Raw genomic sequence first — 18,429 nt, forward strand, 5'->3', positions numbered from 1 at the left:
GTGGATCAGTCATGCATGAGTTAACTGGCCCACCGCTATCGCAGGCAAGCCAGCTCCCACATTTGGATCTTCTTTGTTGGGGCGATAGGGGGTTACTGGGCCAGCCACCCACCATCAATATTCCACGCCGCGCCACGCACCTGGCTGCCGGCCTCGCTGCACAGGAACAGCACCAGCTCGCCCAGTTGCGGTGGGGTGACGAACTCCAGGGACGGCTGCTTTTCAGCCAGCAGGTCATGCTGGGCCTGCTGCGGCTCAACGCCTGTGGCGATGCGGTCATCGATCTGCTTCTGCACCAGCGGCGTCAACACCCAACCCGGGCAGATGGCGTTGCAGGTCACGTTGCTGGTGGCGGTTTCCAGGCCGACGACCTTGGTCAGGCCGATCACCCCGTGCTTGGCCGCCACATACGCCGCCTTGCCCACCGAGCCGACCTGGCCGTGCACCGAGGCAATATTGACGATCCGCCCCCAGCCCTTGGCCTTCATGCCCGGCAGGCTCAGGCGGGTGCTGTGGAACACCGATGACAGGTTGATGGCGATGATCGAGTCCCAGCGTTCTACCGGGAAGTCTTCCACCGCGGCCACATGCTGGATGCCCGCGTTATTCACCAGGATGTCGATGCCGCCGAACTCGCGCTCGGCGTAGGCGACCATCTCGGCGATCTGCGCCGGGTCGCTGACATCGGCCGGGTGATGGCCGACCTTGCCGCCAAACGCCTGCACCTGGGCGATCACCGCGCTGGCATCGCCGAAGCCGTTGAGGATCAGGTTGGCGCCGGCCTTGGCCAGGCTCAGGGCAATCCCTAAGCCGATGCCACTGGTAGAGCCGGTGACCAGGGCGGTCTTGCCGTTCAATGTCGTCATGAAAACCTCACACAATGCCGGTGGCGTAGAAAGTACCGATCACCACGAACACCGCGAGGGTCTTGATGATCGTGATGCCGAAAATATCCTTGTAGGCTTCGCGGTGGGTCAGCCCGGTGACTGCCAGCAGCGTGATGACCGCGCCGTTGTGGGGCAGGGTGTCCATGCCGCCACTGGCCATGGCCGCGACCCGGTGCAGCACTTCCAGGGGGATATTGGCGGCATGGGCTGCGGAAATAAAGCTTTCGGACATGGCCGCCAGGGCGATGCTCATGCCGCCGGAGGCAGAGCCGGTGATACCGGCCAGCAGGGTCACGGTAATCGCCTCGTTGACCAGCGGGTCGGGGATGCCCTTGAGCCAGTCCGCCAGCACCAGGAAGCCCGGCAGCGAGGCGATCACCGCGCCGAAGCCGTATTCCGAAGCGGTGTTCATCGCCGCCAGCAGTGCGCCGCTGACCGCGCTTTTACTGCCTTCGGCCAGCTTGCTCTTGATCGCCGAAAAGCCAAACACCAGGACCATGATGATCCCCACCAGTAACGCGGCCTGCACCGCCCAGATCGCGGTGAGCTTGGCGATTTCCGTGGTCACCGGCGCGCTCATGCCGGGCAGGGCAAGGCTGTGGGTCTTGCCGTACCACTGCGGGATCCAGTGGGTGAACAGCAGGTTCATCACCCCCACCAGAATCAGGGGCGACAGGGCGATCCACGGGTTGGGCAGGCTCAGGTCTGCGGCGGTTTCCGGCTCGTTGCGCAAGTCGGTGCCATAGCCTTCACCGGTACGTTGGGCCTTGTTGCGCTGGCGCGCCAGGTACAGCATGCCGACGCAGAACACAAAAATGGTGCCGATCAAGCCCAGCCAGGGCGCGGCCCAGGCGGTGGTGTTGAAGAAGGTGCTGGGGATGATGTTCTGGATCTGCGGCGTGCCGGGCAGGGCGTCCATGGTGAACGAGAACGCGCCCAGGGCAATGGTCGCCGGGATCAGGCGCTTGGGGATATTGCTCTGGCGGAACATCTCGGCGGCGAACGGGTACACCGCAAACACCACCACAAACAGCGATACACCGCCATAGGTCAGCAATGCGCAGACCAGCACGATCACCAACATTGCCTGGCGGGTGCCGAGCAAACGGATGGCGGCCGCGACGATCGAGCGCGAAAAGCCCGACAGCTCGATCAGCTTGCCGAACACCGCGCCGAGCAGGAACACCGGGAAGTAGAGTTTGATAAAGCCGACCATTTTTTCCATGAACACCCCGGTAAAGGCAGGGGCGACAGCGGAAGGGTCGGTGAGCAACACGGCGCCAAGGGCGGCGATGGGGGCAAACAGGATGACGCTATAGCCACGGTAGGCGGCCAGCATCAGCAGCGCAAGCGCCGCCAGGGCAATGATCACACTCATGGTGTGTCTCCATCGGATTGTTATTGTTGTGGGTAGAGCTTGTAGGAAGGGGCTATAGCGGGAAGCGTGCCAACTCTTTAACTTATTGATATATATAGATATTTAAAGTTTATATTGAAGCCGTGTCTCTATATCAAGACAAATGCAGATCAAATGTGGGAGCGGGCTTGCCCTAATGCCAGTCAGTTAAGCGGATTCTGCTTTCTGTAGGAGCGAGCTTGCTCGCGAAGGACGTCAACGATAACGCGTGTTTGCTAGGTAAACGCGGCGCTCTCAAGTTCTTCACGAGCAAGCTCGCTCCTACAAAAAGGCTTAACTGACTGGCATTAGGGCTTGCCCGCGATGGCGGTCTACCTGCCATGGATTTGTTGCCTGGCACACCGCTATCGCGGGCAAGCCCGCTTCCACAGGGGACTGTCTTGGTATTGAGAGTTTTGTCTCTCTATTGAGACTGCTCGATGCCCAGTGCCACCATCTTCTTGTACAGCGTCGAGCGACCGAGCCCCAATCGCTTGGCTGCCTCCACCACATTGCCCTCGCACTGGCGCAACGCCGCAGCAATCAACTGCCGGTCGAACCGCTCCCGCGCCACGCTGAAGGTTTCGACCTCCATGGGCGCCACGGCGCTGCGCTCCACCGGGCTGAAGGTGCCAATTGCTGCACGGATCTCCCGCGCATCCAGCACCAGGTCATCGCTGAGCAGCGCCGCCCGTTCCAGCACATTACGCAGCTCGCGGATATTCCCCGGCCAGGCATGCTCGGCCAGCAACGCCAGGGCTTCACGGTCCAGTTCATGCTGGCTGCGCAGTTCTTCGAGGATGGCCTCGCTCAACGCCGGAATATCATCCAGGCGTTCGCGCAGGGGCGGGACCTGGATCGGCAAGACGTTGAGGCGGTAATACAAGTCGGCGCGAAACTCGCCGCGCTTGATCGCGGCTTCCAGGTCGGTGGACGTTGCGGCAATCACCCGCACATCGCTGTGGATCATCTCGTTGGAGCCCACCGGCTCAAATTCTTTCTCCTGCAGCACCCGCAGCAGTTTGCTTTGCAGCGGCAATGGCATGTCGCCGATTTCATCGAGAAACAACGTCCCGCCTTGGGCGAGCTGCAACTTGCCGGCGCGGCCCTTGCGGTCGGCACCGGTAAATGCGCCGGGCGCGGTGCCGAAGAATTCGGCTTCCAAAAGGTCATGGGGGATGGCGGCGCTGTTGATGCTGACAAAGGCTTTGTTGGCGCGTGGCGAGGCACCATGGATGGCCTGGGCCAGCAGCTCCTTGCCGGTGCCGGTTTCGCCCAGCAGCAACACCGGCGACTCGGCACTCGCGCTGCGCCGCGCCCGGCGCTTGACCTCCAGGCTGGCGGCGCTGGTGCCGATAAAATGCGCGAAGTTGTATTTGCTCTGGCGTGAGCGCAACAGCGAGCGGGTCGAGGCCAACTCCTGTTGCATGCTCAGGTAGCGCTCGATCATCGGCGAGAGGTTGCGCAACTCATCGAACAGGGCAAAGCCGATGGCGCCGATGACCTTGCCGGCATCGTCGTGGATCGGCAGGCGCATCACCACCAGCGGGCCTTTGGGCGTGTCCTGGATATCCAGGAGGATCGGCTGGTCGGTGCGTACCACCTGGCGTAGCAGGCTGTTGGAGATCACCTGCTCGCACGGCTGGCCGATGGCCTGGTCGGCGCTTTTCAGGCCGAAGCGCTTGGCGTAGCGTTCGTTCATCCACACGATATTGGCGTCGCGGTCGACAATCACCGTGCCTTCGCTGGACTGCTCGATGATCTCGAACAGGGACTGGATCGCCAGGCCACGAACGTGCGGGTAGTCCTTGAGGCTTTCGGTGGTGTTCATGCTCGGGGCGCCAGGTTTATTGAATGAAAGGCAGGGGAGCCTGTGCGGCGGCCAGCAGCTCCTGGGTGTAGGGATGCTGCGGCGCGGCAAACACCGCCTGGCTCGGACCGCGCTCAACCACCCTGCCGTCCTTGACCACGATCATATCGTGGGCCATGGCCCGCACCACGGCCAGGTCATGGCTGATAAACAGGTAGGTCAGGCCGTACTTTTCCTGGAGTTCACGCAGCAGCGCCACCACTTGTTTTTGCACGGTGCGGTCCAGGGCCGAGGTGGGCTCGTCCAGCAGCATCAGCGCCGGGCGCAGCACCAGGGCGCGGGCGATGGCGATGCGTTGGCGCTGGCCGCCGGAGAACTCGTGGGGGTAGCGATGGCGGCTGGCCGGGTCGAGGCCCACATCCTGCAGCACCTTGATCACCTGCGCGTCACGCTCTTGCAGGCTGCACGGCGCGTGCACTTCCAGGCCTTCGCTGATGATCTGTTGCACCGACATGCGCGGGCTGAGGCTGCCGTAGGGGTCCTGGAACACCACCTGCATCTGTTTGCGCCAGGGCCGCATCTGCTTCTGGCTCAGGCCATCGAGGGCCTCGCCCTGGAAGCGGATGCTGCCGCTGGAGTCGAGCAGGCGCAGAATCGCCTGGCCGAGGGTGGACTTGCCGGAGCCGGACTCGCCGACGATCCCCAGGGTCTTGCCCCGTTGCAGGTCCAGGCTGATGCCGTCCACCGCTTGCAGGTACTGCTTGCGCCGTAACAGCCCGCCACCGATGGGGAAGCGCACACTCAGGTCGTTGACCTGCAACACCGTCTCGCGCACATCCTGGCACAGTGCCGTGCCGACCGGTTCGGCATCCAGCAGCAGGCGGCTGTAGGGGTGTTGCGGCGCATTGAACAGGGCCAGGCAGTCGGCCTGCTCGACAATTTCCCCGGCCTGCATCACACACACGCGCTGGGCAATGCTGCGCACCAGGTTGAGGTCATGGCTGATCAGCAGCAAGGACATGCCCAGGCGTTGCTGCAAGGATTTGAGCAGCAGCAGGATCTTGCGCTGCACCGTCACATCCAGCGCGGTGGTCGGCTCGTCGGCGATCAGCAGTTCCGGCTCGCAGGCCAGGGCCATGGCAATCATCACCCGTTGGCGCTGGCCGCCCGACAACTGATGGGGGTAGGACTTGAGGCGCTCCTGGGGGTTACGGATGCCCACCAACTCCAGCAGTTCGAGGATGCGTGCCTGGGCCGCCTTGCCGCCCAGGCCCTTGTGCAGCAGCAGGGTTTCGCCGATCTGCTTTTCGATGCTGTGCAAGGGGTTGAGGGAGGTCATCGGCTCCTGGAAGATCATCGCGATGCGGTTGCCCCGCAGTTTTTGCAGGCTGCCGGCGTCGGCGCCGAGCAATTCCTGGCCGCGATAGTGCACGGAACCGGTGCTAGCGGTGCCGGCCTGGGGCAGCAGTTGCAGGATCGAATGGGCGGTCACCGACTTGCCCGAGCCCGATTCGCCCACCAGCGCCAGGCATTCGCCACGGCGCACGTCCAGGCACAGGTTGCGCACCACGGTCTGGCCGCTGAAGGCGACGCACAGGTCGCGGATCTCGATCAGGTTGTCAGTCATGGATGCATCGCCCTTTATGATCGTGGGTCGAAGGCGTCACGCAACGCCTCGCCGATAAATACCAGCAGCGACAGAATCAGCGCCAGGGTGAAGAAAGCCGTGAGCCCGAGCCACGGCGCCTGCAGGTTCTGCTTGCCCTGGGCGATCAACTCACCGAGGGAGGCGCTGCCCGCCGGCATGCCAAAACCGAGGAAGTCCAAGGCGCTGAGGGTGGAAATCGCTCCGGTCAGGATAAAGGGCAGGTAGCTCAGGGTGGCGGTCATGGCATTGGGCAGGATATGCCGGCGGATGATCTTGCCGTCCCCCAGGCCCAGGGCGCGCGCGGCCTTCACGTATTCCAGGTTGCGCCCGCGCAGGAACTCGGCGCGCACCACGTCCACCAGGGCCAGCCAGGAAAACAGCGCCATGATCCCCAGCAGCCACCAGAAGTTCGGTTCGACAAACCCCGAGAGAATGATCAGCAGGTACAGCACCGGCAACCCCGACCACACTTCGAGGATGCGCTGGCCGAGCAGGTCGACCCAGCCGCCGTAATAGCCCTGCAAGGCGCCGGCGGCAATGCCGATGACGGCGCTGATCAGGGTCAGGCCGAGGGCGAATAGGATCGACACCCGCGCGCCGAAGATCACCCGCGCCAGCACATCGCGGGACTGGTCATCGGTGCCCAGCCAGTTCACCGTGGACGGCGGGCTGGGGGCAGGGCGGGTCAGCTCGTAGTTGGGCGTGTCATCGCTGAAGGGGATCGGCGGGAACAGCATCCAGCCGCCGTCTTTGTGGATCAGTTGCTGCACATAGTCACTGCGGTAGTCGGCCTGGAACGGCAGTTGCCCGCCGAACTGCTGCTCGGTGTAGCGCTTGAACACCGGGAAGTACAACTGGTCCTGGTAACTGAGCACCAGCGGCTTGTCGTTGGCGATCAACTCGCCGCCCAGGGTCAGGATAAACAGGCCGATAAACAGCCACAGCGACCACCAGCCCCGGCGGTTTTGCTTGAAGCGCTCGAAGCGGCGACGGGCCACGGGAGACAGATTGAGCATCAGGCGTTCCTCGCGGCGAAGTCGATACGCGGGTCCACCAGGGTGTAGCAGAGGTCGCCGATCAGTTTTATCAAGAGGCCGAACAGGGTGAAGATAAACAGCGAGCCAAAGACCACCGGATAGTCCCGCGACACCGCCGCTTCGTAGCTCATGCGGCCCAGGCCGTCGAGGGAGAAAATCACCTCGATCAGCAGCGAGCCGGCGAAGAACACACTGATAAACGCCTGGGGGATCCCGGAGATCACCAGCAGCATGGCGTTGCGAAACACATGGCCGTAGAGCACGCGCCGTTCGCTCAGGCCCTTGGCCCGGGCGGTGACTACGTATTGGCGGGTGATTTCATTGAGGAACGAGTTTTTGGTGAGGATGGTCAAGGTGGCGAAACCACCGATCACCAGGGCGCTGACCGGCAGCACCAGGTGCCAGAAATAATCGGCGATCTTGCCCAGCGTGCCCAGTTGCTCGAAGTTCTCCGACACCAGGCCGCGCACCGGGAACCAGTTCAGGGTAGTGCCGCCGGCAAAGACCACGATCAAAAACATCGCAAACAGGAACGCCGGCATCGCGTAGCCAATGACAATGGCGGTGCTGCTCCACACATCGAAACTGCTACCGTGGCGCACCGCCTTGCGGATCCCCAGGGGGATCGATACCAGGTAGGTGATCAGGGTGGCCCAGAGGCCGAGGGAAAGGGTCACCGGCATCTTTTCCAGGATCAGGTCGGTCACCGTGGCGCCGCGAAAGAAGCTGTTGCCGAAATCCAGCCGGGCATAGTTCTTGAGCATTAGCCACAGGCGTTCGGGTGCGGATTTGTCGAAGCCGTATTGTTTTTCGATGTCCTTGATCAGCTTGGGGTCCAGGCCACGGCTGGCGCGCGAGCCACTGCTGACGCCGTCGCCGGCCGAGCCGCCGACGCTGCCGCCGCCAATGCCCTGCAAGTGGGCGATGGCCTGTTCCACCGGCCCGCCGGGCGCGGCCTGGACGATCACAAAGTTCACCAGCAGGATGATCACCAGGGTCGGGATGATCAGCAGCAGACGCCGCACGATATAGGCAAACATCAGCGGGCACCTCGCGGCTGGCTCAGTTCGGCTTTCATCTGTTCATTGGTCAGGGGCGTCGGGCTGACTTCCCACCACGACTCCAGCGCCTCGTCGTTGCTGGCCTCGATGGCCGGGCGACCGAAGCGGTTCCACCACGCGGCCGAGGCGCCGTGTGGGTAGTAATTGGGGATCCAGTAATAATTCCATTGCAACACCCGGTCCAGGGCGTGGGCGTAGCTGAGCATCTGCGCCTGGGTGGTGGCGCGCACCAGGCCGGTGACCAGGGTGTCTACCGCCGGGTTTTGCAGGACGATGTAGTTGTTGGCGCCCGGGTCGAACGCCGACGAGGAGCCGAAGTAGTTGTACAGCTCCATGCCCGGCGAGGTGGTGACCGGGAAGCCGGTGACGATCATGTCGTAGTCCCGGGTCATCAGGCGGTTGACGTACTGGGATGAGTCGATGCGCCGGATGTTGAGGGTGATGCCGATCTGCGCCAGGTTGCGTTTATAGGGCAGCAGCAGGCGTTCGAGGCCGTTCTGCACATTGAGGAAGGTGAACTCCAAGGGCTCGCCGGCAGCGTTCACCAGCTTGTCGCCCTTGGGGGTCCAGCCGGCGTCTTCCAGCAGGGCCAGGGCTTGCAACTGTTTGTCGCGGATCATGCCGCTGCCGTCGGTGGTCGGCGCCTTGAACACCTGGGTAAAGACTTCGTCGGGGATCTGCCCGCGCAAGGGTTCGAGAATCGCCAGCTCCCGGGCGTCGGGCAGTTGGGTGGCGGCCAGCGGGCTGTTGGAAAAGTAGCTTTGCTGGCGGATATACAGGTTGCGCATCATCTGCCGGTTGGCCCACTCGAAATCCCAGAGCATGGCCAGGGCCTGGCGCACGCGGCGGTCCTGGAACATCGGTTTTTGCATATTGAACACATAGCCCTGGGCCGGCTGCGGGGCTTGCTTGGCCAGGTGCGCGCGTTGCAGGCGGCCATCGTCCAGGGCCGGGCCGTTGTAGCCGATGGAATAGCCGGTGGCGGAGAATTCGCGGTTGAAGTCGTAGGCGCCGCCGCGCAGGACCTGGCGTGCAACTTCGGTATCGCCAAAGTATTCCAGGCTCAGGTGATCGAAGTTGTACAGGCCGCGGCTGACGGGCAAGTCCTTGCCCCACCAGTCGGGGTCGCGCTGGAAGGTGATGGTGCTGCCGGCATTGATCTTGCTGACCTTGTACGGGCCGCTGCCCAGGGGCGCTTCATAGCCGCCGCCATTGGCAAAGTCGCGGCTCTTCCACCAATGCTCGGGGAGCACCGGCAGGGTCGCGACATCCAGGGGCAGGGTGCGGTTTTCATTGCTGGAGAAGTCAAAACGCACTTGCCCCGGGCCTTCGACCTCGACGTGCTTGACGTCGGCGAACAGCGTGCGAAAGCGCAGGCTGCCCTGGGTCATCAGCAGGTTGAAGCTGTAGCGCACATCCTCTGCGGTGATGGGCGTGCCGTCGGCAAACCGCGCCTTGGGGTTGAGGAAAAACCGCAGGTACAGGCCATCCTCGGCGCGTTCCATCTTTTGCGCCACCAGGCCGTAGACGGTATAGGGCTCATCCAGCGAGCGGTAGGCCAGGGGCGAGTACACCCAACCGTCCACTTGGCTGACGCCGATGCCTTTGTCGATATACGGCAGCACATGGTCGAAGCGCCCGACTTCAATGGCCGAGCGCTTGAGGCTGCCGCCCTTGGGTGCGTCGGGGTTTACATAGTCGAAATGGCTGAAACCGGCAGGGTATTTGGCGGGTTCGCCGTAGACGGTCAGTGCATGTTGCGGGGCGGCGAACGAGACAGCACTCGCCAGCAGCAGGGCCAGGGTAGAGCCAACCAACGTGAGGAAGTCCAGTCGCATTATCAGCCTTGAGCGCCGGGTGAAGAAGGAAGGGGACTTGTACCCTAACCGCGCACGGGTCGCCAGTCTCCCTGCTGGGGCGCAAACACAACGGCCCACCAAAAGGCGGGCCGTTATGTTTTGCAAAAACGTGGATCAGTCCTGGCGGCTGGTCACTTCCAGCAGGTGATAGCCGAACTGGGTTTTCACCGGGCCTTGCACGGTGTTGACCGGGGCGCTGAACACGACAGTGTCGAATTCCTTGACCATCTGGCCAGGGCCGAACGAACCCAGGTTGCCGCCATCACGGCTCGATGGGCAGCTGGAGTTGGCTTTGGCGATTTCTGCGAAATCAGCGCCGCCTTCGATCTGGGCTTTAAGTTCGTTGCACTTGTCTTCGGTGGCAACCAGGATGTGACGGGCGGTGGCTTTGGCCATGGTGGATAATTCCTTGAATTAAAAAAGGTGAGCGTACCGGATTCAGGCGGTTATTTCCCGGCAAAGTTCCACTGATTTACATCAGGCGTGATCGCGCAGGCGTGCGGCCGTTTCACGCAGCAACTGCTCGGTGCCGTCCCAGCCCAGGCAGCCGTCGGTCACCGAAACGCCGTAGCGCATCGACGGGCTGAGCGGTTGGCAGCCTGCGAACAGATGGCTCTCCAGCATCATGCCGATCAGCGAGGTGTCGCCCTGCAAGCGCTGCTCCAGCACGTCATTGAACACCGCCGGCTGGCGCATCGGGTCCTTGCCGCTGTTGGCGTGGCTGCAATCGACCATGAGCCGCGTGGCCACTTTGCTTTTGGCCAGGTCGGTCTTGACCTGGGCCACGCTCTGGCGGTCGTAGTTCGGGCCACGGTGGCCGCCGCGCAATACCAGGTGGGTATCGGCGTTGCCCGGGGTCTGGATGATCGCCGGATGCCCCTGGCTGTCGACGCCGAAGTGGCGGTGCGGGTGGGCCGCCGAGCGCATGGCGTCACAGGCAATGGCCACGCCGCCATCGGTGCCGTTCTTGAAGCCGACGGGCATGCCCAGGCCGCTGGCCATTTCCCGGTGGATCTGCGACTCGGTCGTGCGCGCGCCAATGGCGACCCAACTGAGCATATCGTCGAAGTAGCCGGCGGCCATCGGTTGCAGCAGCTCGGTGGCGACCGGCAAACCCAGGCGCAGCATTTCACGCATCAATTCCCGTGACAGGGTGAGGCCGGCGGCCATGTCGTCGCTGCCATCCAGGTGCGGGTCGTAGGCCAGGCCTTTCCAGCCGATGGTGGTGCGCGGTTTTTCGACGTAGGCGCGGATCACCAGCAGCATCTGGTCGCTGACGTCATTGGCCAGTTTCTTCAGATTGCGTGCGTATTCCATGGCGGATTCGGGGTCATGGATCGAGCAGGGCCCGACGATGACCAGCAGGCGCGAGTCTTCACCCGTGAGAATCGCGCGGATCGCCTGGCGATGAGCATTGACTTGCTCGCTCAGGAACGGGCTCAGGGGCAATTGCTGCTTGAGCTCAAGGGCGCTGGGCAAACGCTGGGTCAGCGCTTCATTGGCGCTGGACAGGGTGGTAACGGGCAGGGCGGCGATGGACGAGTTCATAATTTCTGCTTCCTGGGCAAGCGGCGGGCTGTTCCCGCACGCTCTGCCCTACTGGGGTGTTCGACAATTGGCCGTATTGGCGGTGTGTGTTGGCTTGCCACCAATAGGTGACCGATCGGAGGCGGCAGGCTGTCCCGAACGGAGCTTGCTAAATCGCCAGGCGGTGCAGGTGTCGTAACGGTAATAAGTGGTGAAGTTCATGGTGTGGTTTCCTTTAAGTTCGGTGTGTTGCAAAAAGTGTTCAGGGCTGAAAAAACAAAACCCCCGGTCGGGGAGCCGACCGGGGGTTAGATTTCTCTGGTAGGCGACCCCTTGAGTAGTGGGCGCCGATTTCAGGTATCAGGCGCGCCAGTGGCTAAACCAATACCCAAAATAAAAGCTGACCAGTGCGCTCAAGCCGTTCACGCGGGTAGCCACGACCGAACGCTGTGCGTTGGCGGTAGGGCGAGCCTGGATGAGGGTGAGTGGCAACATGGTGTTTCTCCAAATGATGGGGGGGAGCTTAACTGAGGCCTGTAGGTGGATTCAATCAGTAATTTCTATCGTGAGGAGGGGCTTAGCACTATGGCGGATGTCCCGATATGCTGGAGGATACTCACAATGATTGCCTGGATGCGACCTGTGACGCAATGGAGCCCACTGCTATGGCATTCACCCTCAAGGCTGCATCGGATCAGCACCTGGCCTTTGCACGCAGCCTGACGCATCAGGCCATGGGCCATTACTATCAGCAATACCATCTGACGTGGTCTGACAAAGGCTTCGATACCGCCTGGGCCGGGCGGGAAAACTGGTTGATTTGCCAGGATAACAGGCCGGTAGGGTTCGTCAGCCTGAGCCGGGATGATAAGGCGTTGTACATTCGCGAACTGCACCTGCTTGACGCTTTTCGCCGTCAGGGCGCGGGCAGTTGGGTGTTGGAACGGATGATCGCCAAGGCCCGGGCCGAAAGCCGGGATTATTTGCGATTGACGGTATTCAAGACCAACCCGGCAAAAAGGCTGTATCAGCGCCAGGGGCTGAGTATTGTCGGTGAGGAGGGCTGTTTCTGGCAGATGGAGTCTGTTTGTTTGTCAGCGCAGTCGTCTCGGTAAACCTCGCGCTCGACTTGAATCGGTGCATACTGCTCCTTAGGAGCCAATCTCCTGATCATTACTTGGGCTTTGTGTCTCGTTAAGGATGATCCCCTCTTTCATGCCCAAAAGGACCGCCACCTTATGGGCTTCTCCACGCCGCCCCTTTTTGCGCCCAGCGAGCACTTGATAGGTGGTTGCCGGGTCCACGCCATGTTCCCTGGCGAATGCCTGGACCGATTTGCCTTGATGTTCCAGCCAGGCTTTGGCTTGTGCAGCGGTACGAATTCCGGGCATAGTTCAAAACCGTTCAAGTTTGTGTAAAACGAGATGACATTGTCACCTCTTGGGGTGTACCAGAAAGGATAATACATCCAAATGAGTGGAATTGGTTCGCGCTTAAGGCAAGAAAGAGAGCGACTTGGCTTGTCGCAAAAGGTTTTTGGTGAAATAGGAGGCGTGGAAGCAAACGCACAAGGCAAATATGAAAGCGGTGGCCGCGCGCCAAAGGCCGATTATTTGTCCCGGGTCGCTGAGAAGGGCGTCGATATCCTGTTTGTCTTGACGGGCAGCCCAACGCCTATCCAGTTGGACAACCTGAGCCAGATCGAAGAAAAGGTGCTGGGCAACTACCGGGCGATGTTTAAAGAGGACCAGGACGCAATCCGCAGGCTGACCAGCACCCTGGCAGAGCATTCCTCTGTGGTGAATGGAAAATCCCGGCCGATCCCCAAGGAATCCTGACCTTTTACCCAGGAAACAACCCCGCCTGCCGTTCGGCAGGCGTTCGTAGTGTATTGAAACTCTATATATATGACGCGTTCAGCTAGGTCTGTGCCTTGGTTTTTTGCTAAGGTGTTCAGCAACCTATAAGACCATTTCGCGAGGTGTCTGCTTGATTAGGGTGCTAGTAGTCGATGACCATGATCTCGTTCGTACAGGCATTACACGAATGCTGGCTGACATCGATGGCCTGCAAGTGGTCGGCCAGGCTGAGTCGGGAGAGGAATCCCTGATCAAGGCGCGTGAATTGAAGCCCGATGTGGTGTTGATGGACGTCAAGATGCCGGGGATTGGCGGTCTTGGCGCTACCTGCAAGTTGTTGCGCAGTCATCCAGATATCAAGGTGGTCGTGGTCACTGTCTGTGAGGAAGACCCTTTTCCTACCAGGCTTCTTCAAGCGGGCGCGGCAGGTTATTTGACCAAAGGTGCGGGCCTCGCAGAAATGGTCCAGGCCATCCGCCTGGTATTCGCCGGCCAGCGCTACATCAGCCCGCAGATTGCCCAGCAGTTGGCGATCAAGTCGTTTCAGCCGGTCAGCGACTCGCCGTTTGATGCCTTGTCCGAGCGCGAGATTCAGATCGCCTTGATGATTGTCGGCTGCCAGAAGGTCCAGTCGATTTCCGACAAGCTCTGCCTGTCGCCGAAAACCGTGAACACCTACCGTTATCGAATCTTCGAGAAGCTGTCCATCAGCAGTGATGTTGAATTGACCTTGCTGGCGGTTCGCCACGGCATGGTGGACGCCAGCGCCTGAAATGCAAGCCACTGAAATAACCGCCGCGTTTGATCCCAGTGCATTTCTAGCGACCTGCAGTGGCCGGCCTGGCGTGTATCGCATGTTCGACAGCGAGGCGCGCCTGCTGTACGTCGGCAAGGCCAAGAACCTCAAGAAGCGCCTGGCCAGTTACTTTCGCAAGACCGGCCTGGCGCCGAAGACCGCCGCGCTGGTGGGGCGTATCGCCCAGGTCGAAACCACCATCACCGCCAATGAAACCGAGGCGTTGCTGCTTGAGCAGACGCTGATCAAGGAATGGCGGCCGCCCTACAATATTCTGCTGCGTGACGATAAATCCTACCCGTACGTGTTTCTGTCGGACGGCGATTTCCCACGCCTGAGCATCCATCGCGGGGCGAAGAAGCACAAGGGCAAATATTTTGGCCCTTACCCCAGCGCCGGAGCGATCCGCGAGAGCCTGAGCCTGCTGCAAAAGACCTTTTTTGTACGTCAGTGCGAAGACAGCTTCTACAAGAACCGTACCCGCCCATGCCTGCAATACCAGATCAAGCGTTGCAAGGCACCCTGTGTCGGGCTGGTCGAGCCCCAGGAATATGCCGAAGACGTGCGGCACTCGGTGATGTTCCTCGAAGGGCGCAGCAATGCCCTGGCCGACGAACTGTCCGGCGCCATGGAGCAGGCGGCCAGTGTCCTGGACTTCGAGCGGGCCGCCGAACTGCGTGACCAGGTGTCCCTGCTGCGGCGGGTGCAGGACCAGCAGAGTATGGAGGGCGGCACCGGTGACGTCGACGTGATTGCGGCCTTCGTCAACCCGGGCGGGGCCTGCGTGCACCTGATCAGCGTACGTGGCGGCCGGGTGCTGGGCAGCAAGAACTTCTTTCCCCAGACGGGCATCGAGGAGGAGGTGGCCGAGGTCATGGCCGCGTTCCTTGGCCAGTACTACGTCAGCAGCCCCGAGCGCGACTTGCCGGGTGAGTTGATCGTCAACGTGGTGCACGAAGACTTCCCCGCCTTGATTGATGCGATCCACGCCCTGCGCGGCCGCGAGCTGGACATCAGCCACCGGGTGCGCGGCACGCGGGCGCGTTGGCAACAACTGGCGGTGACCAACGCCGAACAGGCCCTGAGCGCGCGCCTGGCCAACCGCCAGCATGTGGCCGCGCGCTTTGACGCGCTGGCCGATGTGCTCAAGCTTGACGAGCCGCCGCAACGCCTGGAGTGCTACGACATCAGTCACTCCAGCGGCGAGGCGACCGTGGCGTCCTGCGTGGTCTTCGGCCCGGAAGGCCCGATCAAGTCCGATTATCGACGCTATAACATTGAAGGTGTCACCCCGGGCGACGACTATGCCGCCATGCACCAAGCCCTGACCCGGCGCTTCAGCAAACTCAAGGACGGCGAGGGCAAGCTGCCGGATATCCTGCTGGTGGACGGCGGCAAGGGCCAGCTATCCATGGCCCGTGACGTGCTCAACGAACTGGCGGTGCCCGACCTGATCCTGCTCGGCGTGGCCAAGGGCGCGACGCGCAAGGCCGGTTTTGAAACGTTGTACTTGAATGATGCCGCCCATGAGTTCACCTTGAAGGGCGATTCACCGGCATTGCACCTGATTCAGCAGATTCGCGACGAAGCCCATCGTTTTGCCATTACCGGTCATCGTGCCCGACGTGGTAAAACCCGGCGTACCTCCACCCTGGAAGGGGTGGCGGGTGTAGGGCCAAAGCGACGGCGCGAACTGTTGAAACATTTTGGCGGATTGCAGGAATTGTCCCGTGCCAGCATTGAAGAAATAGCCAAAGCCCCTGGAATCAGTAAAAAGCTCGCTGAGTTGATTTATGCAAACCTACACAGCGAGTAGAATGCCTTCTCACCTCGTAGCCAGTTGTGCCGATGAATATCCCTAATCTGATCACCGTTCTACGCGTCCTGCTCATTCCGATTTTCATTTTGTTGTTCTACTTGCCCTATGAATGGAGCTACATGGCCTCCAGTTCGGTCTTCGCTTTTGCGGCCGCAACCGACTGGCTGGATGGTTACCTGGCACGACGCCTGGAGCAGAGCACGCCGTTTGGCGCGTTCCTCGACCCTGTGGCCGACAAACTGATGGTCGCCGTGGCACTGGTGTTGTTGGTGCAAGAGCACGGCAACCTGTGGCTGACCCTGCCGGCCGCCGTGATCATCGGTCGCGAGATCGTCGTCTCGGCCCTGCGCGAATGGATGGCCGAAATCGGCGCACGCGCCCATGTGGCCGTGTCCAACATGGGCAAATGGAAAACCGCCGCGCAGATGCTGGCGCTGGTCATCCTGCTGGCCAACCCGTCTAACTTCACTTTCTGGGTGCTGCTGGGCTACGCCTTGCTGCTGATCGCCGCCGGCCTGACCCTGTGGTCCATGCTGCAATACCTGCGCGCCGCCTGGCCCCATCTGCGCACGACCGTGGAAAAGAAATAAAACTTTTTTGAATCAAGGGGTTGACGGGTGCTGAGGATTCTATAGAATGCGCATCACCAAGCGGGAATAGCTCAGTTGGTAGAGCACGACCTTGCCAAGGTCGGGGTCGCGAGTTCGAGTCTCGTTTCCCGCTCCAAATATTGCGCTGCAGAGTTCCACTAAATTCTGTAAGCGATTGAAATCAGGACCTTCGGGTCCTTTTTTCGTTCCGGCAGGAACCACTGAAATCCAGCTCCATCCAGTGCTTTAAGTCCCGATTTAAGTCCCGATTTAAGTCCCGAATGAGGATTTTGGATTTGGATGTGCACTGAATCGGTTTTTTGCTGGAGCAGTTAGGATAGCGAGACGAGCATCCGGTCCTGACTCTGTTCAGGAGCTCGCTATGGCGCTCTGAGATACGACCGTTCGGCAAGCCTGAAAACTACATGATGGGCGACACGGATGGGCTTGCGCTCAACGTGACCGCCCGCGGCAGGAAAATCTGGCGTTTTAGATACTGCTGGGCTGGCGGCGGTGGGGGTCATGTCGCTCCTTATCAAGCTGCGGGCAGCAGACCGTCAACTACGGTGGGTAATTCCCAGGGTGTATCGGCGGCCAGGGCCCCACTGTTTTTCAATTCATCGACGGCCCCATAGCCCCACAGTGCACCCACCGGAATCATTGCATTTAGCTGCGCAGCCTGCAGTCATCACGTTTGTCGCCACTCATGAAAACGCTAGATGGGGGCTTCGCAAGGGATGCTAGCAGCGTCTTCATCAGATCAGCCTTGTCATCCAGGTTACCGTCGGGCGAAGTGCCGAAGATCGACTGGAAAGCATTGAACAATCCGTTGTAGGTAAGCATTTTTTCAGCAAACTCTTGTCGTTTCGAGGTCGCAATAAAGAGCGAGTAATGACGGTCCGAAAAATGACTGAGCGCATTGCTGATGCCTGGGTACGGAAAGCTTTTGTAGAGCCCTTGCTCCCTGTAGTGGGAGCGGTACAGGTGGACGTACTCGTCGACTCGATCGTCTGTGAAAGGCGCCAAAAGTTCTGCGACAATTTGGTTCATTGGGGGGGGCCAAATAACTTCTGCGTCTCGGCGCCGGGAATAAAATCATGGCCCATTTGACGGATGGCATACGTCAAACTCTCAAGGATTCCGGGAGCCGAGTCGAGGACAGTACCGTCCATATCGAAAATAATGATGGTGGAATCAGTCACATGTTGACCTCCTGATAGCGAAGGGGGCTTCTTCAAAGGGGCTGACGCCTGACAGTAGTTTCAAACTCATTGACGACTGCTCCATCGTTTCAGCCTGTGCCTCAAAGCCATGGGGCAGTTGTTCAAGCTTGGCGGGAAGCTCCCCAGTGTTGACCTTTACAACATACCCCACAATGCTGCACTACTTAACATTGCAACGCCCAGCCCTAATATCAGCACCTCGCCTAGCCGTGGAGCTGAGCTTTCTCCACGTATGTGCTGCGCTGACTGGCGATAGCCGTCGATGATTAATAATGAGTAGATAGAGCCGATACACAGAGCCATAAGCATTAGCGTCATCATGGGAATGTCGCGGGCCAGGGGATGACGAAATACGGTGCATCCAAGTACCAAAGTAGAGAGTACGGTGCGTTCCCAGGTCAGCGCAGTGCGTTCGGGCTGTAGGCCCCGGTCGTCATGTAGGGGAGGGGTGGCAGAGCTCGACACGCAGGTGGCCTCAAGGCAGTAACAGTATGGTTGAAACTATCAGGCCGAATAAACCCAGTATTGGTGCCAGGATTGGGTACGGAAGAGATTGGCGGCGACGTAGGGCGCGCTCCACATTGAGCCAGCGTAGGGTTGCGTTAACGCTAACTAGCAGCGCCATACCAGTGAGTGTATATGACAGCAGCATTTGCAGACGCCCGGCAAATAGATCTAGCGGGAGCGCATCCAGTGCAATTCCGCTGGCCAGAAGCGCAATGGCCGTACGGATCCAGGCAAGGAAGGTTCGTTCATTGGCTAGCGTGAAGCGAGGATCGGGTTCGCATCCATCGGCAAGTGCGAAAGCCCTACGGAACCTGACTTTAAGGGATTTTTCATCGATTTGATGCAACATGGCAAAAAACCTTCCATTCGGTTCCAGTGGGTCGTGTCGTGCAGTCGAAGACCGTCTGCCT

The 18,429-nt window shown here is 60.6% G+C and carries 19 protein-coding genes and 1 tRNA gene; 6 read left to right on the top strand and 14 right to left on the bottom strand.

Translation table 11 applies throughout. The annotated features are described in order from the left end of the window. Nucleotides 1-92 precede the first annotated feature (92 nt). From AC07W7_RS00395 to AC07W7_RS00435, 9 genes are all read right to left on the bottom strand, one after another. Entirely contained in the window at nt 93-866 is a 774-nt protein-coding gene (locus tag AC07W7_RS00395; protein WP_076964570.1) for a 3-hydroxybutyrate dehydrogenase, read from the bottom strand. A gap of 7 nt (nt 867-873) precedes the next feature. Continuing rightward, the gene (locus AC07W7_RS00400) at nt 874-2,265 is read right to left on the bottom strand and encodes a GntP family permease (protein WP_169864998.1); all 1,392 of its coding nucleotides are present in this window, start codon (nt 2,263-2,265) and stop codon (nt 874-876) included. Between the two features lie 442 nt (nt 2,266-2,707). Further along, nucleotides 2,708-4,114, bottom strand: coding sequence for a sigma-54 interaction domain-containing protein (locus AC07W7_RS00405; protein WP_495038381.1), 1,407 nt, complete (start codon nt 4,112-4,114; stop codon nt 2,708-2,710). Between the two features lie 16 nt (nt 4,115-4,130). After that, the gene (locus AC07W7_RS00410) at nt 4,131-5,720 is read right to left on the bottom strand and encodes an ABC transporter ATP-binding protein (protein ID WP_495038382.1); all 1,590 of its coding nucleotides are present in this window, start codon (nt 5,718-5,720) and stop codon (nt 4,131-4,133) included. 14 nt (nt 5,721-5,734) lie between these two features. Beyond that, nucleotides 5,735-6,757 carry an ABC transporter permease gene (locus AC07W7_RS00415; RefSeq protein WP_169864989.1) on the bottom strand — a complete coding sequence of 341 codons (1,023 nt, stop codon included), beginning with the start codon at nt 6,755-6,757 and terminating at the stop codon, nt 5,735-5,737. Next, nucleotides 6,757-7,818, bottom strand: coding sequence for a microcin C ABC transporter permease YejB (locus AC07W7_RS00420; protein ID WP_076964565.1), 1,062 nt, complete (start codon nt 7,816-7,818; stop codon nt 6,757-6,759). The genes AC07W7_RS00415 and AC07W7_RS00420 overlap by 1 nt, the downstream gene beginning before the upstream one ends. Continuing rightward, nucleotides 7,818-9,677: an extracellular solute-binding protein gene (locus AC07W7_RS00425; protein ID WP_495038383.1), complete on the bottom strand. Its 1,860-nt coding sequence runs from the start codon at nt 9,675-9,677 to the stop codon at nt 7,818-7,820. Before AC07W7_RS00425 ends, AC07W7_RS00420 begins: the two co-directional genes overlap by 1 nt. Nucleotides 9,678-9,812: 135 nt before the next feature. After that, nucleotides 9,813-10,094 carry a peptidylprolyl isomerase gene (locus tag AC07W7_RS00430; RefSeq protein WP_032861429.1) on the bottom strand — a complete coding sequence of 94 codons (282 nt, stop codon included), beginning with the start codon at nt 10,092-10,094 and terminating at the stop codon, nt 9,813-9,815. Nucleotides 10,095-10,175: 81 nt separating this feature from the next. Continuing rightward, nucleotides 10,176-11,246 carry a 3-deoxy-7-phosphoheptulonate synthase gene (locus tag AC07W7_RS00435; protein WP_495038384.1) on the bottom strand — a complete coding sequence of 357 codons (1,071 nt, stop codon included), beginning with the start codon at nt 11,244-11,246 and terminating at the stop codon, nt 10,176-10,178. Between the two features lie 644 nt (nt 11,247-11,890). Between AC07W7_RS00435 and AC07W7_RS00440 the strand changes: the two genes are divergently transcribed. Then, nucleotides 11,891-12,340 carry a GNAT family N-acetyltransferase gene (locus AC07W7_RS00440; RefSeq protein WP_495038385.1) on the top strand — a complete coding sequence of 150 codons (450 nt, stop codon included), beginning with the start codon at nt 11,891-11,893 and terminating at the stop codon, nt 12,338-12,340. Between the two features lie 36 nt (nt 12,341-12,376). On the opposite strand, the gene AC07W7_RS00445 is transcribed toward AC07W7_RS00440, so the two are convergent. Then, nucleotides 12,377-12,616: a DNA-binding protein gene (locus AC07W7_RS00445; RefSeq protein WP_076964561.1), complete on the bottom strand. Its 240-nt coding sequence runs from the start codon at nt 12,614-12,616 to the stop codon at nt 12,377-12,379. 81 nt (nt 12,617-12,697) lie between these two features. Here AC07W7_RS00445 and AC07W7_RS00450 point away from each other — a divergent pair, with 81 nt between their 5' ends. From AC07W7_RS00450 to AC07W7_RS00470, 5 genes are all read left to right on the top strand, one after another. Then, entirely contained in the window at nt 12,698-13,063 is a 366-nt protein-coding gene (locus AC07W7_RS00450; RefSeq protein ID WP_495038386.1) for a helix-turn-helix domain-containing protein, read from the top strand. Between the two features lie 151 nt (nt 13,064-13,214). Beyond that, nucleotides 13,215-13,856, top strand: coding sequence for a response regulator transcription factor GacA (gacA, locus tag AC07W7_RS00455; RefSeq protein WP_029293774.1), 642 nt, complete (start codon nt 13,215-13,217; stop codon nt 13,854-13,856). 16 nt (nt 13,857-13,872) lie between these two features. After that, nucleotides 13,873-15,696 carry an excinuclease ABC subunit UvrC gene (uvrC, locus tag AC07W7_RS00460; protein WP_076965275.1) on the top strand — a complete coding sequence of 608 codons (1,824 nt, stop codon included), beginning with the start codon at nt 13,873-13,875 and terminating at the stop codon, nt 15,694-15,696. Nucleotides 15,697-15,728: 32 nt separating this feature from the next. Further along, a complete protein-coding gene (pgsA, locus tag AC07W7_RS00465; protein WP_029293776.1) occupies nt 15,729-16,289 on the top strand; it encodes a CDP-diacylglycerol--glycerol-3-phosphate 3-phosphatidyltransferase in 561 nt (186 codons plus the stop codon). Between the two features lie 60 nt (nt 16,290-16,349). Next, nucleotides 16,350-16,425 (top strand) — tRNA-Gly (locus tag AC07W7_RS00470). Between the two features lie 530 nt (nt 16,426-16,955). Here the strand turns inward: AC07W7_RS00470 and AC07W7_RS00475 are convergent. From AC07W7_RS00475 to AC07W7_RS00490, 4 genes are all read right to left on the bottom strand, one after another. Further along, nucleotides 16,956-17,339, bottom strand: coding sequence for an HAD hydrolase-like protein (locus AC07W7_RS00475; protein WP_495038387.1), 384 nt, complete (start codon nt 17,337-17,339; stop codon nt 16,956-16,958). Next, entirely contained in the window at nt 17,336-17,491 is a 156-nt protein-coding gene (locus AC07W7_RS00480) for an HAD family hydrolase (RefSeq protein ID WP_495038388.1), read from the bottom strand. Before AC07W7_RS00480 ends, AC07W7_RS00475 begins: the two co-directional genes overlap by 4 nt. Nucleotides 17,492-17,647: 156 nt before the next feature. After that, a complete protein-coding gene (locus tag AC07W7_RS00485) occupies nt 17,648-17,977 on the bottom strand; it encodes a DUF202 domain-containing protein (protein WP_495038389.1) in 330 nt (109 codons plus the stop codon). Between the two features lie 10 nt (nt 17,978-17,987). Continuing rightward, nucleotides 17,988-18,368: a YidH family protein gene (locus AC07W7_RS00490; RefSeq protein ID WP_076965271.1), complete on the bottom strand. Its 381-nt coding sequence runs from the start codon at nt 18,366-18,368 to the stop codon at nt 17,988-17,990. Between the last annotated feature and the right edge of the window lie 61 nt (nt 18,369-18,429).

This window comes from Pseudomonas sp. GW821-FHT01D09 (assembly GCF_059422465.1).

What these genes read in the sequence shown, in the direction of transcription:
- AC07W7_RS00440 (WP_495038385.1), top strand. Translation starts at nt 11,891, where the DNA reads ATGGCATTCACCCTCAAGGCTGCATCGGATCAGCACCTGGCCTTTGCA.
- AC07W7_RS00415 (WP_169864989.1), bottom strand. Translation starts at nt 6,757, where the DNA reads ATGCTCAATCTGTCTCCCGTGGCCCGTCGCCGCTTCGAGCGCTTCAAG.
- AC07W7_RS00475 (WP_495038387.1), bottom strand. Translation starts at nt 17,339, where the DNA reads ATGAACCAAATTGTCGCAGAACTTTTGGCGCCTTTCACAGACGATCGA.
- AC07W7_RS00425 (WP_495038383.1), bottom strand. Translation starts at nt 9,677, where the DNA reads ATGCGACTGGACTTCCTCACGTTGGTTGGCTCTACCCTGGCCCTGCTG.
- AC07W7_RS00395 (WP_076964570.1), bottom strand. Translation starts at nt 866, where the DNA reads ATGACGACATTGAACGGCAAGACCGCCCTGGTCACCGGCTCTACCAGT.
- AC07W7_RS00400 (WP_169864998.1), bottom strand. Translation starts at nt 2,265, where the DNA reads ATGAGTGTGATCATTGCCCTGGCGGCGCTTGCGCTGCTGATGCTGGCC.
- AC07W7_RS00420 (WP_076964565.1), bottom strand. Translation starts at nt 7,818, where the DNA reads ATGTTTGCCTATATCGTGCGGCGTCTGCTGCTGATCATCCCGACCCTG.
- AC07W7_RS00450 (WP_495038386.1), top strand. Translation starts at nt 12,698, where the DNA reads ATGAGTGGAATTGGTTCGCGCTTAAGGCAAGAAAGAGAGCGACTTGGC.
- AC07W7_RS00410 (WP_495038382.1), bottom strand. Translation starts at nt 5,720, where the DNA reads ATGACTGACAACCTGATCGAGATCCGCGACCTGTGCGTCGCCTTCAGC.
- AC07W7_RS00405 (WP_495038381.1), bottom strand. Translation starts at nt 4,114, where the DNA reads ATGAACACCACCGAAAGCCTCAAGGACTACCCGCACGTTCGTGGCCTG.
- AC07W7_RS00430 (WP_032861429.1), bottom strand. Translation starts at nt 10,094, where the DNA reads ATGGCCAAAGCCACCGCCCGTCACATCCTGGTTGCCACCGAAGACAAG.
- pgsA (WP_029293776.1), top strand. Translation starts at nt 15,729, where the DNA reads ATGAATATCCCTAATCTGATCACCGTTCTACGCGTCCTGCTCATTCCG.
- AC07W7_RS00435 (WP_495038384.1), bottom strand. Translation starts at nt 11,246, where the DNA reads ATGAACTCGTCCATCGCCGCCCTGCCCGTTACCACCCTGTCCAGCGCC.
- AC07W7_RS00490 (WP_076965271.1), bottom strand. Translation starts at nt 18,368, where the DNA reads ATGTTGCATCAAATCGATGAAAAATCCCTTAAAGTCAGGTTCCGTAGG.
- AC07W7_RS00445 (WP_076964561.1), bottom strand. Translation starts at nt 12,616, where the DNA reads ATGCCCGGAATTCGTACCGCTGCACAAGCCAAAGCCTGGCTGGAACAT.